This is a genomic window from Gymnodinialimonas ceratoperidinii, assembly GCF_019297855.1.
Classification (GTDB): Bacteria; Pseudomonadota; Alphaproteobacteria; order Rhodobacterales; family Rhodobacteraceae; genus Gymnodinialimonas; species Gymnodinialimonas ceratoperidinii.
Genome location: NZ_CP079194.1, coordinates 2997710 through 3013988, shown reverse-complemented (window position 1 = coordinate 3013988; position 16279 = coordinate 2997710). Strand labels below are relative to the sequence as shown.

The following is a 16279-nucleotide window of genomic DNA, read 5'->3' as shown; positions in this document are numbered from 1 at the left end:
GCCCCCGCAAAACGTGCAGGGGCCTCTACTTTTTACCGATCTTTCGCGAAAGCAGCCTCAGCGGCGCCAGGCTTGAGGCGCATCCCACAGCGGACGCTGCGTTTCGCGGGCGATCTGGGCGTCGCTCAGCCCGATATCGCGGCGCATATGCTCCGGCAGGCGGTTCAGGTGCTGACGCTCGCGCCAGACGGCGATCACACGGGCGAAAAGCGAAAGGTTTGCCTTGGGCGCGCATGCCGCTGCGGTGGCACCGAAGGAGGCGTGCTGCGGGCGGGAGAGGGGAAGATGCGCCATGGGATGTCCTTTCATTCTCGTGAAGTGTTGTGCGATTCATATTCCAATGACTGATGTATGGACCTGTCGGTCACATTTTGATAGTGAATGTTATTGAACCTGATTATCACTGGAATTGATGAGTGGCGCGCAACCTCGATCTCACCTCGCTCCGAGCTTTCGTCACCGTCGTGGACGCAGGCGGCGTGACCAAGGCCTCAGGCTTTCTCAACCTGACGCAATCGGCAGTCTCGATGCAGCTCAAGCGGCTGGAAGAGGCGCTCGACGTGGCGCTCTTCGACCGGACCACCCGGAAGTTGAACCTGACCGGAGCGGGGGAGCAGATGCTCGGCTACGCCCGGCGGATGCTGGAGTTGAACGACGAAGTTCTGGGGCGTCTGACCGCCACGGAATACGAGGGAGAGATCGTGCTCGGCGTGCCCGGCGACGTGGTCTACCCGGCAATTCCCGAGGTTTTGCACCGGTTCAACAAGGCATACCCCCGGATGCGGGTGCATTTGCTGTCCATGGGCACGCTCAACCTGCGAGAGACCTTCGCCCGCGGGGCGGCGGACGTGATCCTGACGACCGAGGAAGACGTGGAGCGCGGCGGTGAAACCCTGTTGGAACGCTCGATGGTCTGGATCGGTGCCGAAAACGGACAGATGTGGAAGCAGCGGCCTCTGCGGCTGGCGTTCGAGCATGATTGCATCTTCCGCGGCCCGGCGCTGTCAGCGCTGGATGCGGCCGGGATCGCTTGGGAAATGGCTGTGGATTCCGACACGATGCGCGCGATCGAGGTCTCGGTCAGTGCCGATCTGGCGATCCACGCGGTGATCGAGGGCACCGAGAGCCCTTATTCCGAGATGATCGTCCATAACGGTGCGTTGCCGACCCTGCCGCGCATCCGGATCAACATGTACCGCTCCGAGATGGCGCGGTCGGAGCCGGTCGATGCCTTGGTGGACCTCATCCGGCAAGGCTATCAGGTGATCTGAGCCGCGCGTCAGCGGGTCTTCACCACCACCTTGCCGGTGACCTTGCGCGAGCGGAGCAATTCCAGCGCCTCTCCGGCCGCGTCCAGCGGCTTCACCGCCCCGATGTGGGGCGAGAGCTTTCCGGCCTCATACATCGCCATCAGATCGCCAAGGCTCCGCGACAGCCGCTCGGGCGCCCATGTCAGGTAGCCGCCCCAGTAGAAGCCAATGACATCGATGTTTTTCACCAGAAGGTGGTTCGCCGGAATCTTCGGCACGTCACCACTGGCAAAGCCGATGACGATGATCCGCCCGCCGGGGTTGGTTGCACGCATCGCCGCCTTGAAGCCGTCGCCGCCCACTGCGTCATAGACAACATCCGCCCCGCCGAGCGCTTTAACCTCGGCGCGCAAGTCCGCGGTATCGCTATCTAAAACATGCGTCGCACCCGCAGCCTTCGCTACCGCCAGTTTCTCGGCGCCCCGCGCCACGGCGATCACTTCGGCACCCATCGCGGCGCCCAGTTCCACGGCCGTCAGTCCGACGCCACCGGCCGCGCCCAGAACCAGCAGGCGCTCTCCCTTCTTCAGGTGCGCCCGGTCCGTCAGCGCCAGATGCGAGGTGCCATAGGCGACGATGAAGCCCGCGGCCTCCTCGAAGGGCATCGCATCGGGGATTTCCACGCAGCGCTCGGCACTGAACACGCCGCTTTCGGCCATGCCGCCGGCGCCCTCGAAGACGGCGACACGCGTACCGATGGCGGGCGAGGTGACCCCTTCGCCAAGCGCGTCGACTTCGCCTGCGACCTCCATTCCAAGGGTGAAGGGCAGGGCGGGCGTTTCCTGGTAGGTGCCTTTGACCATCAGGAGGTCACCGAAGTTCACGCCGCAGGCGTGGATGCGGATGCGCACCTGACCGGGGCCGGGGGTGGGCTCGGGCACCTCCGTGACGGCCGGGGCCGCCGCGTGATCGCTTACCACAAATGCGCGCATGTTTTCCTCCACCATCGCAAAGCTTCGCCAAGTCCTAGCGGCTTGCCGGGGTCTCCGCCAGATGTCTCTGCGGGCCGCGCGCTTGACGCCCGCGCCCGCGCCGTGCCACCCGTCCATCATGGGGTTCGAAGGAGAGACTGGGATGCGCGATCAAGAGGCGTTGATGGAAACGGCGCACGCCATGGCCGATGCCGCGCGGGCAGCGATCCTGCCGCATTTTCGGCGCGGCGGTCTTGGTACCACGTCAAAGGAGACCAGCCACTACGATCCCGTCACCGTCGCCGACCGCGCGTCGGAGGCGGCGATGCGCGCCATCTTGGCCGAGCGTCGGCCGGACGATGCCATCCTCGGTGAAGAGGAAGGCATCAAGGAAGGCACCAGCGGCCTGACATGGGTGATCGACCCGATCGACGGGACGCGGGGCTTCGTCTCCGGCGCGCCGACGTGGGGCGTGCTGATCGCGCTTTGCGACGCCGACGGGCCGATCTACGGCATCATCGACCAACCCTACATCGGCGAGCGCTTCGAAGGCGGCTTCGGCCATGCGCGCATGGAGGGGCCGCTCGGGCCGATGGACCTCGGCGTCCAACCGGCGGGTTCCCTCGCCGAGGCAACACTCTTCACGACCTTTCCCGAGGTGGGCTCGGACATCGAGCGTCGCGCTTTCGAGGCGGTCCGCGATCGCGCGCAATTGGTTCGCTACGGCTGCGACTGCTACGCCTATGCGCTGCTCGCGGCGGGACAGATCGACCTCGTGATTGAGGCCGGATTGCAAAGCTACGACATCGCCGCCCCGGTGGCCGTGATCCAGGCCGCCGGTGGGATGATCACCGATTGGGAAGGGCGACCGGTACACGCCGGCGGGCGGGCGCTCGCGGCGGCCTCGCCCGCGCTCCACGCCGAGGCGCTGGCATTGCTACAGGAGATCGCGCATGGCTGACCTGATCCTGAGAAACGTGAGCCATTGCCTGACGATGGACGACGCGGAAACCGAACTGCGCGACGTCGATATCTTGCTGCGCGATGGGCAGATTGTCGAGATTGGCCAACGACTTGAAAGCGACGCGCCCTCGATCGACTGTCGTGATTGCTTGGTGACGCCGGGCTTGGTGAACACCCATCACCACTTGTTCCAGACGCTCACCCGCGCGGTGCCCGGCGCGCAGGATGCGGCGCTGTTCGGCTGGCTTCAGACCCTCTATCCCATCTGGTCGCGCTTCACCCCTGATCACATGGAGACCTCTGCGGTGATCGGTCTGGCGGAGCTCGCGCTTTCGGGCTGCACGACCTCGTCTGATCACATGTACCTCTTCCCCAACGGCTCTCGCCTCGATGATTCCATCGCTGCCGCGGCGCAGGTCGGATTGCGGTTCCAGCCCACCCGTGGCGCCATGTCGATCGGTGTTTCGGACGGCGGCCTGCCCCCTGACGCGCTGGTCGAGGATGAGGCGGCGATTCTTGAAGACTGCCTCCGCGTCATCGACGCCTTCCACGATCCGTCTCCGGCCTCGATGTGCCGGGTCGGCGTCGCCCCTTGCTCTCCCTTCTCGGTCAGCCGCGAGTTGATGCGCGACGCCGCGATCCTTGCGCGTGACAAGGGCGTGATGCTGCACACCCACCTGGCAGAGAACGACGAGGACATTGCCTATTCGCTCGAAAAATTCGGCTGTCGCCCCGGCCAATACGCCGAAGATCTGGGCTGGACCGGCGATGACGTCTGGCACGCCCATTGCGTGAAGTTGGACGGGCAGGAGATCGATCTCTTCGCCCGGTCCGGCACCGGCGTCGCCCATTGTCCCTGCTCCAACTGTCGCCTCGCCTCCGGCATTGCCCCTGTGCGCGCGATGCGGGACGCGGGCGTGAAAGTTGGTCTGGGCGTCGACGGCTCCGCCTCCAACGACGCCGGATCTCTGGTCGATGAGGCGCGCCAGACGCTGTTGCTGCAACGGGTCGTTCGCGGACCCGATGCCATGTCGGCTCGCGAGGCGTTACGGATCGCCACCCGTGGCGGCGCAGAGGTTCTGGGACGCGGTGGCGAAATCGGGCAAATCGCGCCTGGCTACCGAGCGGACCTGGCGATCTGGAATATGTCCGGGGTCGAGGCTGCCGGAAATTGGGATATGGCCGCGCTGCTGCTGGCCGGCCCCCGCCGCGTGCGCGACCTGATTGTCGAGGGCAGGCGGATCGTGGCGGAGGGGCAGATGGCGTCCCTCGATATCGAGCCTCATATCGCGCGGCAGCGGCACCTCGCGCAGGGTCTCGCCGACGGGTAAGAGTTGTCAATAACTGCTCATTTTTGGATAAAACGGGCAGGTTCCAGCAGTGCGACTTTCCCTAACGCGACATCCGTAAAATTTCACTCAGTTCTTATCCACAATGCCGCTCCCGCACCACATGCCCACTCTTGATGCATCGGTTTCGCTCAGGCATCCTTGCTGAAACGAAAAACCGCCCCTGAGCAGCAATCCAAGGCCACCCACCATGAAACTCCGTATCGCGACCGCTCTCGTGTCGCTCTCCCTCGCGCTTGCCGCCTGTACCCCCACGGCCACGACCACCAGCACCGGTACGACTGCCGCTGGCGTCCAGCGCCTCAGCCTCGGCGCGAGCGTTGATATCGCCGCCGTCGGCGCGCGCCTTTCGGCCCTGCGCGCGCAGCAAGGTCTGGTGCGACCGCTGGCGCATTCCGCCGCCCTGCAAGCCGCCGCGCAAGCCCACGCCGATGACATGGCGCGCACGGGCAACCTCTCCCATCGCGGCTCAAATGGCTCCACGCTCACGTCCCGGATGCGTGCGGCGGGCTACTCGACCTGTTTCGGGGCCGAAAACATCGCCGCAGGTCAGCCGGATACAGCGACCGTGTTCCGCGACTGGATGGCGTCCAGCGGGCATCGCCGCAACATCCTCGCCGCGCAGGCCACGCAATATGGCTACGCCCGCACGAACGGCTTCTCTGTCCTCGTACTCGGTCGCAACTGCTAGGCCACGCGCCCTGATCTGATGGCGTAGCCGCGGTCACCGCGGGCCACGACGCCAACAAAAAAGGCAGACCCGAGGGTCTGCCTTTTCTCTGTAAACATCGAAAAATGCTTAGTTCTTCGACTTGTCGACCATCTTGCCTTCCGAGATCCAAGGCATCATGTCGCGCAGCTTGCCACCGACAACCTCGATCTGGTGCTCATCGTTGGCCCGACGCGAGGCCTTGATGGTGGGCTGACCCACGGCATTCTCCAGCATGAAGTCGCGGACGAATTTGCCGGACTGGATGTCGCTCAGGACGTCCTTCATGCGCTTCTTGGTCTCTTCGTAGGGCAGGATGCGCGGACCGGAGACATACTGGCCATACTCGGCGGTGTTGGAGATCGAGTAATCCATGTTCGCGATGCCGCCTTCGTAGATCAGGTCCACGATCAGCTTGGTCTCGTGCAGGCACTCGAAGTAGGCCATCTCGGGCTCGTAGCCGGCCTCGACCAGGGTCTCGAAACCCATGCGGATCAGCTCGACGATGCCGCCGCACAGAACCGCCTGCTCACCGAAGAGGTCGGTCTCGCATTCTTCGCGGAAGTTGGTCTCGATGATGCCGGAGCGGCCGCCACCGATGGCAGAACAATAGGACAGGCCGATTTCCAGCGCCTTGCCCGACGCGTCGTTGTGGACCGCCACGAGGCAGGGCACGCCGCCGCCCTTGGTGTATTCGCCGCGCACCGTGTGGCCGGGGCCCTTGGGCGCCATCATGATGACGTCTACGTTGTCGCGCGCCTCGATCAGGCCGAAATGCACGTTCAGGCCATGGGCAAAGGCAATCGCCGCGCCGTCGCGGATGTTGTCCTTGACGTATTTCTTGTAGGTCTCGGCCTGCAGTTCGTCGGGCATGGTGAACATGATCAGATCGGCCCATGCGGCGGCTTCCGAGATCTCCATGACCTGCAAGCCTTCGCCCTCGGCCTTCGCCTTGGAGGCAGAGCCTTCGCGCAGGGCGACGACGACGTTCTTCGCGCCCGAGTCGCGCAGGTTCAGCGCGTGGGCGTGGCCCTGGGAGCCATAGCCCAGAATGGCGACCTTCATGTCCTTGATCAGGTTCACATCGCAATCGCGATCATAGTAAACGCGCATGATTTCTCTCCTTGGGTGCGTGATTTGCGGTGAACATGACGCGGATCGCCGCGGATTTCGCTACTCAAATTAGAAGATATTCGGTATATTTCGGTAAAATCATTCGCGCTACTGTTGAATGGGAAGCTTTTCATGCTCGACGACATCGACCGTCGCCTCCTGCGCCACCTGCAGGCCGACCCCGCGCAATCCGTCGGTGATCTGGCCGAAGCCTCCCGCATTCCGCTCGCCAGCGCCTACAAGCGGCTGGAGAAGCTGCAGACCATCGGCATCCTGCGCGGACAGCGCGCGGTGATCGACTGGCGCGCGCTCGGCTTCGAGGTGGAGGTCTCGCTCCGCATCACCATCGACAAGACAAACCCCCGCGCCTTCGACGAATTCCTCGCCGCCGCCCGCGAGGTGCCCGAGGTGATCGAGATCCAGACCTTCCTTGGCCGTGTCGATGCGCGCCTCAAGGTGATCGCCCGCGACCTCCCTGCCTATCAGCAAGTCTACCGAAACCGCATCCTGACCCTGCCGCACATGGCCGATATCGAGGCGCTGATGCAGGTCGCCACCCTGAAAAACGCGATGAGCTACCCGCTATGATCGATCTTGACGACACCGACATGGAGATCCTGCGCCTGCTGTCGCGCGACGCCACCCTCAAGGCCTCCGAAGTCGGGCGTCGCGTGGGCCTCAGCCAGCCGGCCGCATGGCGGCGGATCAAGCGGCTGACGGAGTCGGGCGTGATCGCGGGGCGCAGGCTCGATCTCGACGCGGCCGCGATCGGCTTCGGCGTGACCGTCTTTCTCGGCGTGAAACTCGCCACCAAGTCCCGCGTCAGCCTCGAGGATTTCGAGCGCGCGATCACCGCCATCCCCGAGGTGCAGACGGTGGAGCATGTCCTCGGCCTCTATGACTACCGCCTCCGTGTCGTTGCTCGCGATCTGGCGGATTTCGAGCGCGTCCTGCGCCGCCGGATCATGACGCTTCCCTCCGTCGGCAACGTCGAGGCGAATGTCCTGCTGTCCGAAGAACAGCGCCCGGGGCCGCTTTAAGCCCTGCCTTCCCCGGGGTTTACCCCACCGCGCCGCCGCCCTATCCATACGGCAAACGGAGGAATGCCCATGAACGCCCTGCTCGACGATATCGATCCCGATGGCCTGCTGGAATACTCGGTCGTCTTCACCGACCGCTCGCTCAACCACATGTCCGCCAGCTTCCAGAAGGTGATGACGGACATCTCCGCCATGCTCAAAGAGGTCTATAACGCCGATGCCGTGGCCCTCGTGCCCGGCGGCGGCTCCTTCGGGATGGAGGCAGTCGCCCGCCAGTTCGCGCAGGGCACCGACGTTCTGGTGGTGCGCAACGGCTGGTTCTCCTTCCGCTGGTCGCAGATCCTCGACGCAGGCGGTTTCGCAGGCGAGGTCACCGTGATGAAGGCGCGCCCTTCGGGCAATGCGCCCCATTCTCCCTATGCGCCGGCGCCGATCGAAGAGGTCACCGCCAAGATCCGTGAGTCCAAGCCCGGCATCGTCTTCGCTCCTCACGTGGAAACCTCGGCCGGCGTGATCCTGCCCGACGATTACATCAAGGCGCTCGCCGAAGCCGCCCACGACGTCGGCGCGCTGATGGTGCTCGATTGCATCGCCTCGGGCTGCGTCTGGGTCGACATGCAGGAAACCGGCGTCGACGTGCTGCTCTCCGCGCCGCAAAAAGGCTGGTCGGCGCAGCCTTGTGCCGGCCTCGTGATGATGTCCGACCGCGCGCTCGCGCGGATGGAGGAAACCACCTCGAACTCCTTCGCGGGCGACCTCAAGGCCTGGCACAAGATCATGCTGGCCTACGAGAACGGCGGCCACGCCTACCTCGCCACTATGCCGACCGACGCCCTGCGGGTGTTCCGCGACACGATGCAGGAAACCCGCGATTACGGTTTTGAGAAGCTGAAGGACGCCCAGTGGAAACTCGGCAACGGCGCCCGCGCCATGCTGAAGGAAAAGGGCATCCAGTCGGTCGCCGCCGAAGGGTTCGGCGCCCCGGGCGTGGTCGTCAGCTACACCGATGACCCCGAGATCAAATCCGGCGCCAAGTTCGCGGCGCTTGGCATGCAGATTGCCGCCGGTGTCCCGCTCGCCGTCGATGAGCCTGCCGATTTCATGACCTTCCGCCTCGGTCTGTTCGGCCTCGACAAACTCTACGACGTCGACGCCGCATTGGAGCGCCTGCAAAAGGCGCTGGATCAGGTCTACCCGTAACGCCGCTTCCGGTGAAGCAGGGCACGACGCCTCTGCTTCACCTTTTCAAAAATACGGAAAATTCAGCCCGTCGCCCCAAGGCCCGCCCGCATGAGAAGGCGGCGCACGGGGGCCACGGCATAGAGCGCGTTCAGCGCCTGCAAGCGCATGTCGCGCAGCCCCTGCGCCTCGGCCATCGACGCCCGGTTCAAGGCGTCAATGCCCGTCACCCGCGCCGTCACCTCTAGCTGCCGCGCCCGCGCGTATCGGTCGAGACCGGCCGCCGCACCGGGATCGGCCGGGCGGTCCTGCGCGATGGCCAGAAGCGCCGCGATATCTCCAAGGCTCATGTTCAACCCCTGCGCGCCGATCGGTGGCACGACGTGGGCGGCCTCCGCAATGAGCGCCACCCGTTCGCCGGCCATGCGCTCCGCCACTTGGCTGATGATCGGCCAGACGGTGCGCCGCGAGGCGAGCTTCAAGGGCCCGTAGAGCCCCGCCGAACGCTCGGTCATCTCCGCCTCGAACGCGATCTCGGGCAGGGCGGCCAGCCGCGCGATTTCTGCCCCTCGGTCCATCCAGACGATGGCCGAGCAGGGCTGCCCGTTGTGATCGGGCAGGGGCACGAGGGTAAACGGCCCGCCGCTGCGATGAATTTCGGTCGAGACATTCCGGTGCGGCGCCCCGTGGGTCACCGCGAAGGCCAGCGCTTTCTGCCCGTACCGGGTCGTGCGCACATCGATGCCCATGGCCTCGCGCACCGGAGAGGCGCGGCCGTCAGCCGCCACGATCAGCTTCGCCCGCAGACGTCTGCCGTCGCTCAGGCTCACGCGGGTCTCTTTCTGCCGCGTCAGCACTGAGGCCGTGCCCACACCGGGCAGAAACTCGGCCCCCGGCAGCGTCGCGATATGCGCCACCATCTCGCGGCGCAGCAACCAGTTCGGCAGGTTCCACCCGAAAGGTTTGTCCGAGATATCGGCGGCATCGAAATCATGGCTGGCGCGCGCTTCCGCCTCTTCGCCGCCGGCATCCACGATCCGCATGACTTGCAGCGGCGTCGCATGGGGCGCGAGGTCGGGCCAGATGCCGATGTCGTCCAGAAATGCTTGGGCCGGTTGCAGAAACGCCGTCGTGCGCAGGTCTGCGCCGTCCGCGTCGCACAGGGTCACCGGCGGGGTCGGATCGGCGCAGAGGGTCGAGAACCCGGCCTGCGCGAAGGCAATCGTGGCCGCCAGCCCGGCCACGCCGCCGCCGGAGATGAAGATATCGATGTCTTGTACGTCACTCATCGCCAAGATGTAGGCCGCGCACCGCAGGGGGGAAAGCGGCGATGTGCCGCGCGCGCCGCCCTAGCCGGGCAGGTTCTGCAGAAAACCCGTCAGATCGTCCGTGCCGTGGTGGATAAAATCATCTTCCTCAGGCACCGGCGCGACATGGATCGTGGTCAGGCCAAGGCCGTGGGGCACGCGCAGGTTGCGGGCCTCATCCTCGAACATCGCGGCGCGGGTCGGCGTCAGCCCGACCTTCCCGAAGACGGTATCAAAGGCCTCGGCCGACGGCTTGGGATGATAATCCGCGTGTTCGACGCCGTAGATGGCGTCAAAAAGCCCATCGAGCCCGCGCGCGTGCGCCACGGCCTCGGCGTAGGGCGCGGTGCCGTTGGTGTAGACGATCTTGCGACCGGGCAGCGCCTTGATCGCCTCTGCCAGCGCGGGGTCTGGCGACAGGACCGAGAAATCAATGTTGTGCACGTCGAGCAGATAGGGATCGGGATCCACCCCGTGGTGCAGCATCAGCCCGGCCAGCGTCGTTCCATGGGCGAGATAGTATTCGCGGCGCAGCGCGTTCGCCTCGGCCAGCGTGACGCCAAGAACCTTGCAGACATAGGCCGCCATCTTGGCGTTCACCTGCGGAAACAGCGCCATGTCGGGCGGATAGAGCGTGTTGTCGAGGTCGAAGACCCAGGTTTCGATGTCGTGCAATTGTGCCATGGGCCGGGCTTAAGCGCGTGCAGGCGATGGCGCAAGCCACTGGACAGTATCCGGGCCGGCCCTTAGCTTCCGTGGCCTTGATAAAGGGACGATTTCGCAATGAGTGACGTGGGGCAGAAGGACGCCTATGCAATGATCCTCGAGGCGATCGACGGCGGCGTCTACCGCCCCGGATCGCGCTTGGTGGAAAGCGAGTTGGCCGAGCGCCTTGGCGTCAGCCGCACCCCGATCCGCGAGGCGTTGCAGCGGCTCGAGACGCAATCGCTCCTGTCGCGGGATGGCCGGTCGCTGATCGTGGCGTCCCTCGATCATGCCCAGATGGCAGAGCTTTACGTCGTGCGTCAGGAACTCGAGGGGCTTGCCGCGCGCCTTGCTGCGCAACATGCCGCGCAGGAAGAGATCGCGGTGCTCTACGATATGGTCGAGCAGGACCGCGCGCTGGTGGGCGATCCCGAAACCCTCGCCCGCGCCAATCGGCGCTTCCACCACCAGATCCACCTCGCCTCCCACAACCGCTACCTCGTGCAGCAGCTGGACCTCGTCTATCGCTCCATGGCGCTCATGGCGCGCACCTCGCTGGCCGCCGCCGGTCGCGGGGAAGACGCAATGGAGGAGCATGCCGCCATCGTCGACGCCATCGCCGCGCGTGATGGAGACCGCGCGGCCTCGGCCCTGAAGGCGCATCTGTCGACGGCCTTTCAGGTCCGTCTTCGCGAGGAAGCGCAGCGCAGTTGATCGTCCCCTGCGCGGACGGTCTCGTCCAGGTTCCCGAGCTTCGCCGCGCCGAAATTTCCATGGGTGGTCTTGGCCCAGAAGAACGGCCGCGCCATCAGCTCGAACAGCCCGATCCACGCGGCGATGGTGCCGAACAGGTAGTACGGCTCGACCAGCGGCGTGATCGGCCGGAGATGCCGCAGATGCGCCACACGGCAGGCGTAGATCGAAATCGCGACAGAGCCGAAAAGCCCCGTCAGCATGATGGTGGCCAGCACGCCATAGGCGAAGGGCGACATCACCACGTCCATCGGGTGCCAGACGCCGAAGGGCTTGAGCATGAAGCTCCATAACAGGGGCGCGGTAAGAAACCCCAGAACCGCGCCTCCGAACTGGATCTGCAGCCACCAGAACCGCCACGGGCCCAATTCCGCCCGCAGCACGGCCGGGCGGCGCATCGCGGCGCCCCAGGTCATCAGGTAGCCTTTCAGCCAGCGCGAGCGTTGCTTGATCCAGGGCAGGGCGGCGGCGTTGGCCTCTTCGAATGTCGTGGTCTCGACAATCTCGGTCGCATAGCCCGCGCGGGTCAGGCGCAGGCCAAGCTCCGCGTCCTCGGTCACGTTGTGCGCGTCCCAGGCGCCGACTTCCTCCAGCACGTTGCGGCGCAGGAAAACCGTGGTTCCGCCAAGGGGCACGACCAGTCCCATCCGCTGCACACCCGGCAGGAGCACGCGGAACCACGCGGCGTATTCGACGGTGAACAGACGGCTCAGCCAATTGTGCCGCGCGTTGTAGTAATCAAGCTGCCCCTGCAGGCAGGCCACCGTCGGAGGCACCTCGCCAAAGCGCTGGACGACGCGGCTAATCTGATCCGGCTCGGGTCGGTCTTCGGCATCATAGATGCCCACGATATCGCCGCGCGCGTAGTTCAGGGCGTAGTTCAGCGCCCGAGGCTTGGTCTGCGGGCTGCCGCTTGGCACGATGACCGCGCGCATCCACGCAGGCAGGCTCCGGCCGCGCAAGGCGGCGAGGGTCAGCGGATCATCCGCCTCCACCACAAGGATCACGTCGAGCCTCTCGCGCGGGTAGTTGATCCGCCGCAGCCGATCGACAAGCGCGCCTGCGACCTCCGGCTCACGCAGGAGCGGCACCAGAAGCGTGACCGTCGGCTGATGCAGGAAGCGCGGCTCGGACGAGGCAGCGGGGGGCGGACCCGTCGCGCCGCGCAGCGCCTGCGCGAAGGCCGAGAACTTCAGCGTGCAATTGGCCATGTAGATCAAGATCGAGAAGCCGATGAGCCCGACGACAAGCGCCTGAGGCACCAGCAGGTAGAGCGACACTAGGCACAGGGCGGCGGCGAGGATGTAGCGGCTTAGCGCATCACTGCGCCACGAGCGGCAGGAAATCCGCTCCGGCGCGCGTCCCTCGGCCGCGCGGGCGAGCGCCCCACCGTAGAGGACACGTTGCGCGTCGAGGATCTGCTGGCGCGCGGCCAGCACCGTGACGATGCGCTGGTCCTCCGGCATCAGCGCGTGGAGGTCCTGCAACCGGTCCGGTCGCGCCGTGGCCACCACAAGCGCGGAGCCGGCGTTTTTCCAGACCACCGCCTCCGCCGTGATCGCTGAACTCGCGGGGAGATGCTGCGCGAGGGTCGGGTCCGGCACATCGGTCGAGAGATCGGCGATGCCGACGCCATAGATCTGCGTCAGGGCCGAAAGCAGCTCCGCTTCGCTGATGATCCCGCGCGCGGTGAGGACCTGGCCGAGCGACAACTGCGTGCCGCGCATGGCGGCTTCGGCGGCATCGAGTTGCGCGTTATCCGCCAGCCCGCGGTCGACCAGCACGGACCGCAGGCGGGTCGGCTCGCCTGGTGTCTGATGGACGCTCTTCCGCAGGGGCGCGTCAGGCGTGGATACGGCAGGCGAAAGGGCCGCGTCCGAGGATGGGGCCTCGGAGTTCCTCTGGCTCGGGAGCCGGCTGACATGGGGCGCATCCCCGTCCACGAAATCGCAATCCTCTTGGTCAACGCCCTTAACGCGTGGACCAATTTCAGGCGAAACCGGTTAACATTTGGTAAACGCGCCGTTTTCGGCGCGGTGATGCGCTCAGGCCGGGGTCTTCACCCGCGCGTTCACCGCCTCGGCAAAACGCTCGAAGAGGTAGAAGCTGTCCTGCGGGCCGGGGCTCGCTTCGGGGTGGTGCTGGACCGAAAAGATCGGCTTGCCCTCGACCGCGATGCCACAGTTCGAGCCGTCGAAGAGGCTGACATGGGTCTCGGCCACACCTTCAGGGAGGGTCTGGCTGTCGACCGTAAAGCCGTGGTTCATCGAGGTGATCTCCACCTTGCCGGTGGTCAGGTCCTTGACCGGATGGTTCGCGCCGTGGTGGCCGTGGTTCATCTTCACGGTCTGCGCACCAAGGGCCAGGGCCAGCATCTGGTGGCCGAGACAGATCCCGAAGACCGGGATATCGGCTTCCAGCACGCCTTTGATCGTCGGCACGGCATATTCGCCCGTCGCCGCCGGATCGCCGGGGCCGTTCGACAAAAACACGCCGTCAGGCGATTGAGCCAGAACCTCTTCCGCCGTGGTCGAGGCGGGCATGACTGTCACATCCACGCCCGCGCTGGCAAGGCAGCGCAGGATGTTGCGCTTGGCGCCATAATCCAGCGCCACGACCTTGGGGGCGGGGCCTTCGCGCTTGGTGTAGCCGTCCGGCCAGGCCCACCGCATCTCGTCCCACCGATAGCTCTGGGCGCAGGTGACGTCCTTGGCAAGGTCGAGCCCCTCCAGCCCGGCAAACCCGCGGGCGGCGGCGACCATCGCCTCGATATCGAAGTTGCCTTCGGGATCATGGGCCAGCGCCACGTGGGGCGCGCCCTGCTGGCGGATCTCACGGGTCAGGCGCCGGGTATCGACGCCGCTGATGCCGACGCGGCCGGTGCGGGTCATCCAGTCGTCGAGATGGGACTGCGCGCGCCAGTTCGACGGATCGGTGATGTCCCACTTCACCACGATGCCTTCGGCGACGGGATCGGCGGTTTCGTCATCCTCGGGGTTGGTCCCGGTATTACCGATATGGGGGAAGGTGAAGGTCACGATCTGGCCGGCATAGGAGGGGTCGGTCATGATCTCCTGATACCCTGTCATCGCGGTGTTGAAGCAAAGCTCCGCCACGCGGATACCCGTGGCCCCGAACCCTTTTCCGTAGAAGATGGTGCCGTCGGCGAGGACAAGGCAGGCAGTGGGATGGTCAGACATGGGGAGGCTCCGGTAGCTGGCAGGGGGCGGGGCAAACTTTCGGTGGTTTAGGAGCGTGCCGAGGTGCGGTCAAGGTGCGCCTTGTTGTGGCGGGCCGGATCGCATACCTATCGCGCTCTGATTTACACATATGGGGTGCGACCATGGGTTTGCGAACCAAGATCACCGACGGAATCAAGGATGCGATGCGCGAGAAAGACACCGTGCGTCTTTCGACGCTGCGGCTCATCAACGCGGCGGTGAAGGACCAGGACATCGCCGGACGCGCCAAGGGGAACGTCGACGGTGTCAGCGATGCCGAGGTGCTGGCGATCATGGCGAAGATGGTCAAGCAGCGTCAGGAAAGCGCGCGCGTCTACGAGGAAGGCGGCCGTCTGGAACTGGCCGCACAGGAGCAGGCTGAAATCGCCGTGATCGAGGAGTACCTACCACGGCAACTATCCGAGGCCGAGGTCGCCAAGGCGGTCGATGCCGCGATCAAGGACGCCGGCGCGGAGAGCATCCGCGACATGGGCCGCGTGATGGGCGCGTTGAAGAGCAAATACGCGGGCCGGATGGACTTCGGCTCGGTCGGCCCCTTGGTCAAAGACCGCTTGGGCTGACAGCTTTGGCGGGGCTGCTCTCCCGGAGCAGCCTCGATGGCTCACGGGCCACGCGGGAGCTTCGGCCTGTCGGCACGTCTCGAGCCAGCGCCGCGACACGGCGCTTTATCACTCTCGCAGGCGGGCAGACCGACACCTTCGGTCATTCAGTCCCGCGCGTCACGGGTCACCAGCGGCACGCACAATTGGAACGGGGCGCAGAAGGTGCCCGGCTCCGGCATGGTGATCGTGGGCATGGTGATATCCTGCGCGAGCGCTGGTCCGGCGAGGCTGACGATGATGGCGGTGGTGGTAGCAAGACGGCGCATGATGCTCTCCTGTCGTTGATGAAAGATCATACCACATTCGCTGCTTTTTTGCGCCTCGGACTGCCCTGCCTCGAATAGTGAAGCAGTATCAACGCGGTCGCGGTGACGGCCCTCGAATGAGTGGCACGCAAGGGGTGAGTCGTTTTACATCGCACCACCGCGCATATCGGTGTCTGGATACGGGTCAGATACGTCCCTAGTTCCGCAAAGAGCCTTCCAACATGCGCTTCAACTCTTCGCGCTCCGAGGGCGTGAGGAAGGCCCCCAACTCGACCTCACGGGGGCCGCCTTGCAACGTCAGGTAGTTCGGCACCGGACCCGCCTTGGGGTGCAGCACCACGCGGACCCAATAGGGGTTTGCTTCCCAGACGCGGCGGGTGCGCTTGCGCTCGTGCCGCTCGACCCGGATCAGGTCCTGCCAGATCGCGACATCCTCGTAGAGGTCCATGTCCCGCCAAGAGCGTTGCAGTGCCGCCCAGATACCCCAGATCGCGAAGACGAGGAACGGCAGCAGCGCCCAGAAGACCGAGGTGCCGAGGATGCCCAGAAGCGGCATTGAGATCAGCCCCGCCGTCACCGCGATGAACCAGACGAACCCCTCGGGGGTGAGGCTCTTGTGGGGTGTCAGCCGCAATGACAGGCGCGGCTCTCCACGGCCAAGGGCCATGGTCTCGGGCATCGTGTCGGCGGGGGCTCGTTCGATGGGCATCGGAGAGGGGCTTTGCTGGTGAAAGGGGCTTGATCCCATTCTGCGCAAATAGACCGGCTGCGGGATGCGGCAAACGGCCTTGGGTGCGCCGCCGCATCGCAAGAAAAAAGGCGCCCCGGTC

At 65.4% G+C, this 16279-nt stretch carries 18 protein-coding genes; 9 read left to right on the top strand and 9 right to left on the bottom strand.

All coding sequences use genetic code 11. The annotated features are described in order from the left end of the window. Window positions 1-57: 57 nt before the first annotated feature. The gene (locus tag KYE46_RS14575) at window positions 58-294 is read right to left on the bottom strand and encodes a DUF1127 domain-containing protein (RefSeq protein WP_219001502.1); all 237 of its coding nucleotides are present in this window, start codon (window positions 292-294) and stop codon (window positions 58-60) included. Window positions 295-416: 122 nt separating this feature from the next. On the opposite strand from KYE46_RS14575, the gene KYE46_RS14570 reads away from it, so the two are divergent. Further along, the gene (locus tag KYE46_RS14570; RefSeq protein ID WP_219001500.1) at window positions 417-1271 is read left to right on the top strand and encodes a LysR family transcriptional regulator; all 855 of its coding nucleotides are present in this window, start codon (window positions 417-419) and stop codon (window positions 1269-1271) included. A gap of 8 nt (window positions 1272-1279) precedes the next feature. On the opposite strand, the gene KYE46_RS14565 is transcribed toward KYE46_RS14570, so the two are convergent. Further along, complete coding sequence (locus KYE46_RS14565; protein WP_219001498.1) at window positions 1280-2242, bottom strand: NADPH:quinone oxidoreductase family protein; 963 nt, start codon at window positions 2240-2242, stop codon at window positions 1280-1282. A 142-nt stretch (window positions 2243-2384) separates the two neighbouring features. Here KYE46_RS14565 and hisN point away from each other — a divergent pair, with 142 nt between their 5' ends. The 3 genes from hisN to KYE46_RS14550 all read left to right on the top strand — a co-directional run bounded on the left by hisN (window position 2385) and on the right by KYE46_RS14550 (window position 5224). Continuing rightward, window positions 2385-3182, top strand: a complete 798-nt coding sequence (gene hisN / locus KYE46_RS14560) for a histidinol-phosphatase (protein WP_219001496.1) — start codon at window positions 2385-2387, stop codon at window positions 3180-3182. Then, window positions 3175-4515, top strand: coding sequence for an 8-oxoguanine deaminase (locus KYE46_RS14555; protein WP_219001494.1), 1341 nt, complete (start codon window positions 3175-3177; stop codon window positions 4513-4515). Before hisN ends, KYE46_RS14555 begins: the two co-directional genes overlap by 8 nt. A gap of 208 nt (window positions 4516-4723) precedes the next feature. Further along, window positions 4724-5224: a CAP domain-containing protein gene (locus KYE46_RS14550; protein WP_219001492.1), complete on the top strand. Its 501-nt coding sequence runs from the start codon at window positions 4724-4726 to the stop codon at window positions 5222-5224. A gap of 108 nt (window positions 5225-5332) precedes the next feature. Here KYE46_RS14550 and ilvC read toward each other — a convergent pair whose 3' ends face one another. Then, window positions 5333-6355, bottom strand: a complete 1023-nt coding sequence (ilvC, locus tag KYE46_RS14545) for a ketol-acid reductoisomerase (RefSeq protein WP_219001490.1) — start codon at window positions 6353-6355, stop codon at window positions 5333-5335. Window positions 6356-6487: 132 nt separating this feature from the next. Here ilvC and KYE46_RS14540 point away from each other — a divergent pair, with 132 nt between their 5' ends. The 3 genes from KYE46_RS14540 (at window position 6488) to KYE46_RS14530 (ending at window position 8595) form a co-directional block, all read left to right on the top strand. Next, complete coding sequence (locus KYE46_RS14540; protein ID WP_219001489.1) at window positions 6488-6943, top strand: Lrp/AsnC family transcriptional regulator; 456 nt, start codon at window positions 6488-6490, stop codon at window positions 6941-6943. Continuing rightward, window positions 6940-7395: an Lrp/AsnC family transcriptional regulator gene (locus KYE46_RS14535; protein WP_219001487.1), complete on the top strand. Its 456-nt coding sequence runs from the start codon at window positions 6940-6942 to the stop codon at window positions 7393-7395. The genes KYE46_RS14540 and KYE46_RS14535 overlap by 4 nt, the downstream gene beginning before the upstream one ends. Before the next feature lie 69 nt (window positions 7396-7464). Continuing rightward, a complete protein-coding gene (locus KYE46_RS14530; protein WP_219001484.1) occupies window positions 7465-8595 on the top strand; it encodes an aminotransferase class V-fold PLP-dependent enzyme in 1131 nt (376 codons plus the stop codon). 62 nt (window positions 8596-8657) lie between these two features. Here KYE46_RS14530 and KYE46_RS14525 read toward each other — a convergent pair whose 3' ends face one another. Further along, window positions 8658-9863 carry a UbiH/UbiF family hydroxylase gene (locus KYE46_RS14525; protein WP_219001482.1) on the bottom strand — a complete coding sequence of 402 codons (1206 nt, stop codon included), beginning with the start codon at window positions 9861-9863 and terminating at the stop codon, window positions 8658-8660. A 60-nt stretch (window positions 9864-9923) separates the two neighbouring features. Next, window positions 9924-10565 (bottom strand): pyrimidine 5'-nucleotidase, encoded by a 642-nt coding sequence (locus KYE46_RS14520; protein ID WP_219001480.1) that lies wholly within the window; start codon window positions 10563-10565, stop codon window positions 9924-9926. A gap of 99 nt (window positions 10566-10664) precedes the next feature. On the opposite strand from KYE46_RS14520, the gene KYE46_RS14515 reads away from it, so the two are divergent. After that, window positions 10665-11300: a GntR family transcriptional regulator gene (locus tag KYE46_RS14515; RefSeq protein ID WP_219001478.1), complete on the top strand. Its 636-nt coding sequence runs from the start codon at window positions 10665-10667 to the stop codon at window positions 11298-11300. On the opposite strand, the gene KYE46_RS14510 is transcribed toward KYE46_RS14515, so the two are convergent. Both KYE46_RS14510 and carA read right to left on the bottom strand, forming a co-directional pair. After that, complete coding sequence (locus KYE46_RS14510) at window positions 11264-13282, bottom strand: glycosyltransferase (protein ID WP_219001477.1); 2019 nt, start codon at window positions 13280-13282, stop codon at window positions 11264-11266. The two genes, KYE46_RS14515 and KYE46_RS14510, sit on opposite strands and share 37 nt — an antisense overlap. A 102-nt stretch (window positions 13283-13384) precedes the next feature. Beyond that, window positions 13385-14539, bottom strand: coding sequence for a glutamine-hydrolyzing carbamoyl-phosphate synthase small subunit (carA, locus tag KYE46_RS14505; protein WP_219001476.1), 1155 nt, complete (start codon window positions 14537-14539; stop codon window positions 13385-13387). Window positions 14540-14682: 143 nt separating this feature from the next. Here carA and KYE46_RS14500 point away from each other — a divergent pair, with 143 nt between their 5' ends. Then, window positions 14683-15141, top strand: coding sequence for a GatB/YqeY domain-containing protein (locus KYE46_RS14500; protein WP_219001475.1), 459 nt, complete (start codon window positions 14683-14685; stop codon window positions 15139-15141). A gap of 146 nt (window positions 15142-15287) precedes the next feature. Here KYE46_RS14500 and KYE46_RS14495 read toward each other — a convergent pair whose 3' ends face one another. Then, window positions 15288-15449 carry a hypothetical protein gene (locus KYE46_RS14495; protein ID WP_219001474.1) on the bottom strand — a complete coding sequence of 54 codons (162 nt, stop codon included), beginning with the start codon at window positions 15447-15449 and terminating at the stop codon, window positions 15288-15290. 196 nt (window positions 15450-15645) lie between these two features. Next, window positions 15646-16158 (bottom strand): DUF2244 domain-containing protein, encoded by a 513-nt coding sequence (locus KYE46_RS14490; protein ID WP_219001473.1) that lies wholly within the window; start codon window positions 16156-16158, stop codon window positions 15646-15648. Window positions 16159-16279 lie beyond the last annotated feature (121 nt).

Bases quoted from the DNA above. Each gene is read 5' to 3' on its own strand.
- KYE46_RS14575 (WP_219001502.1), bottom strand. From the start codon at position 294: ATGGCGCATCTTCCCCTCTCCCGCCCGCAGCACGCCTCCTTCGGTGCC.
- KYE46_RS14565 (WP_219001498.1), bottom strand. From the start codon at position 2,242: ATGCGCGCATTTGTGGTAAGCGATCACGCGGCGGCCCCGGCCGTCACG.
- hisN (WP_219001496.1), top strand. From the start codon at position 2,385: ATGCGCGATCAAGAGGCGTTGATGGAAACGGCGCACGCCATGGCCGAT.
- KYE46_RS14555 (WP_219001494.1), top strand. From the start codon at position 3,175: ATGGCTGACCTGATCCTGAGAAACGTGAGCCATTGCCTGACGATGGAC.
- KYE46_RS14550 (WP_219001492.1), top strand. From the start codon at position 4,724: ATGAAACTCCGTATCGCGACCGCTCTCGTGTCGCTCTCCCTCGCGCTT.
- ilvC (WP_219001490.1), bottom strand. From the start codon at position 6,355: ATGCGCGTTTACTATGATCGCGATTGCGATGTGAACCTGATCAAGGAC.
- KYE46_RS14540 (WP_219001489.1), top strand. From the start codon at position 6,488: ATGCTCGACGACATCGACCGTCGCCTCCTGCGCCACCTGCAGGCCGAC.
- KYE46_RS14535 (WP_219001487.1), top strand. From the start codon at position 6,940: ATGATCGATCTTGACGACACCGACATGGAGATCCTGCGCCTGCTGTCG.
- KYE46_RS14530 (WP_219001484.1), top strand. From the start codon at position 7,465: ATGAACGCCCTGCTCGACGATATCGATCCCGATGGCCTGCTGGAATAC.
- KYE46_RS14525 (WP_219001482.1), bottom strand. From the start codon at position 9,863: ATGAGTGACGTACAAGACATCGATATCTTCATCTCCGGCGGCGGCGTG.
- KYE46_RS14520 (WP_219001480.1), bottom strand. From the start codon at position 10,565: ATGGCACAATTGCACGACATCGAAACCTGGGTCTTCGACCTCGACAAC.
- KYE46_RS14515 (WP_219001478.1), top strand. From the start codon at position 10,665: ATGAGTGACGTGGGGCAGAAGGACGCCTATGCAATGATCCTCGAGGCG.
- carA (WP_219001476.1), bottom strand. From the start codon at position 14,539: ATGTCTGACCATCCCACTGCCTGCCTTGTCCTCGCCGACGGCACCATC.
- KYE46_RS14500 (WP_219001475.1), top strand. From the start codon at position 14,683: ATGGGTTTGCGAACCAAGATCACCGACGGAATCAAGGATGCGATGCGC.
- KYE46_RS14495 (WP_219001474.1), bottom strand. From the start codon at position 15,449: ATGCGCCGTCTTGCTACCACCACCGCCATCATCGTCAGCCTCGCCGGA.
- KYE46_RS14490 (WP_219001473.1), bottom strand. From the start codon at position 16,158: ATGCCCATCGAACGAGCCCCCGCCGACACGATGCCCGAGACCATGGCC.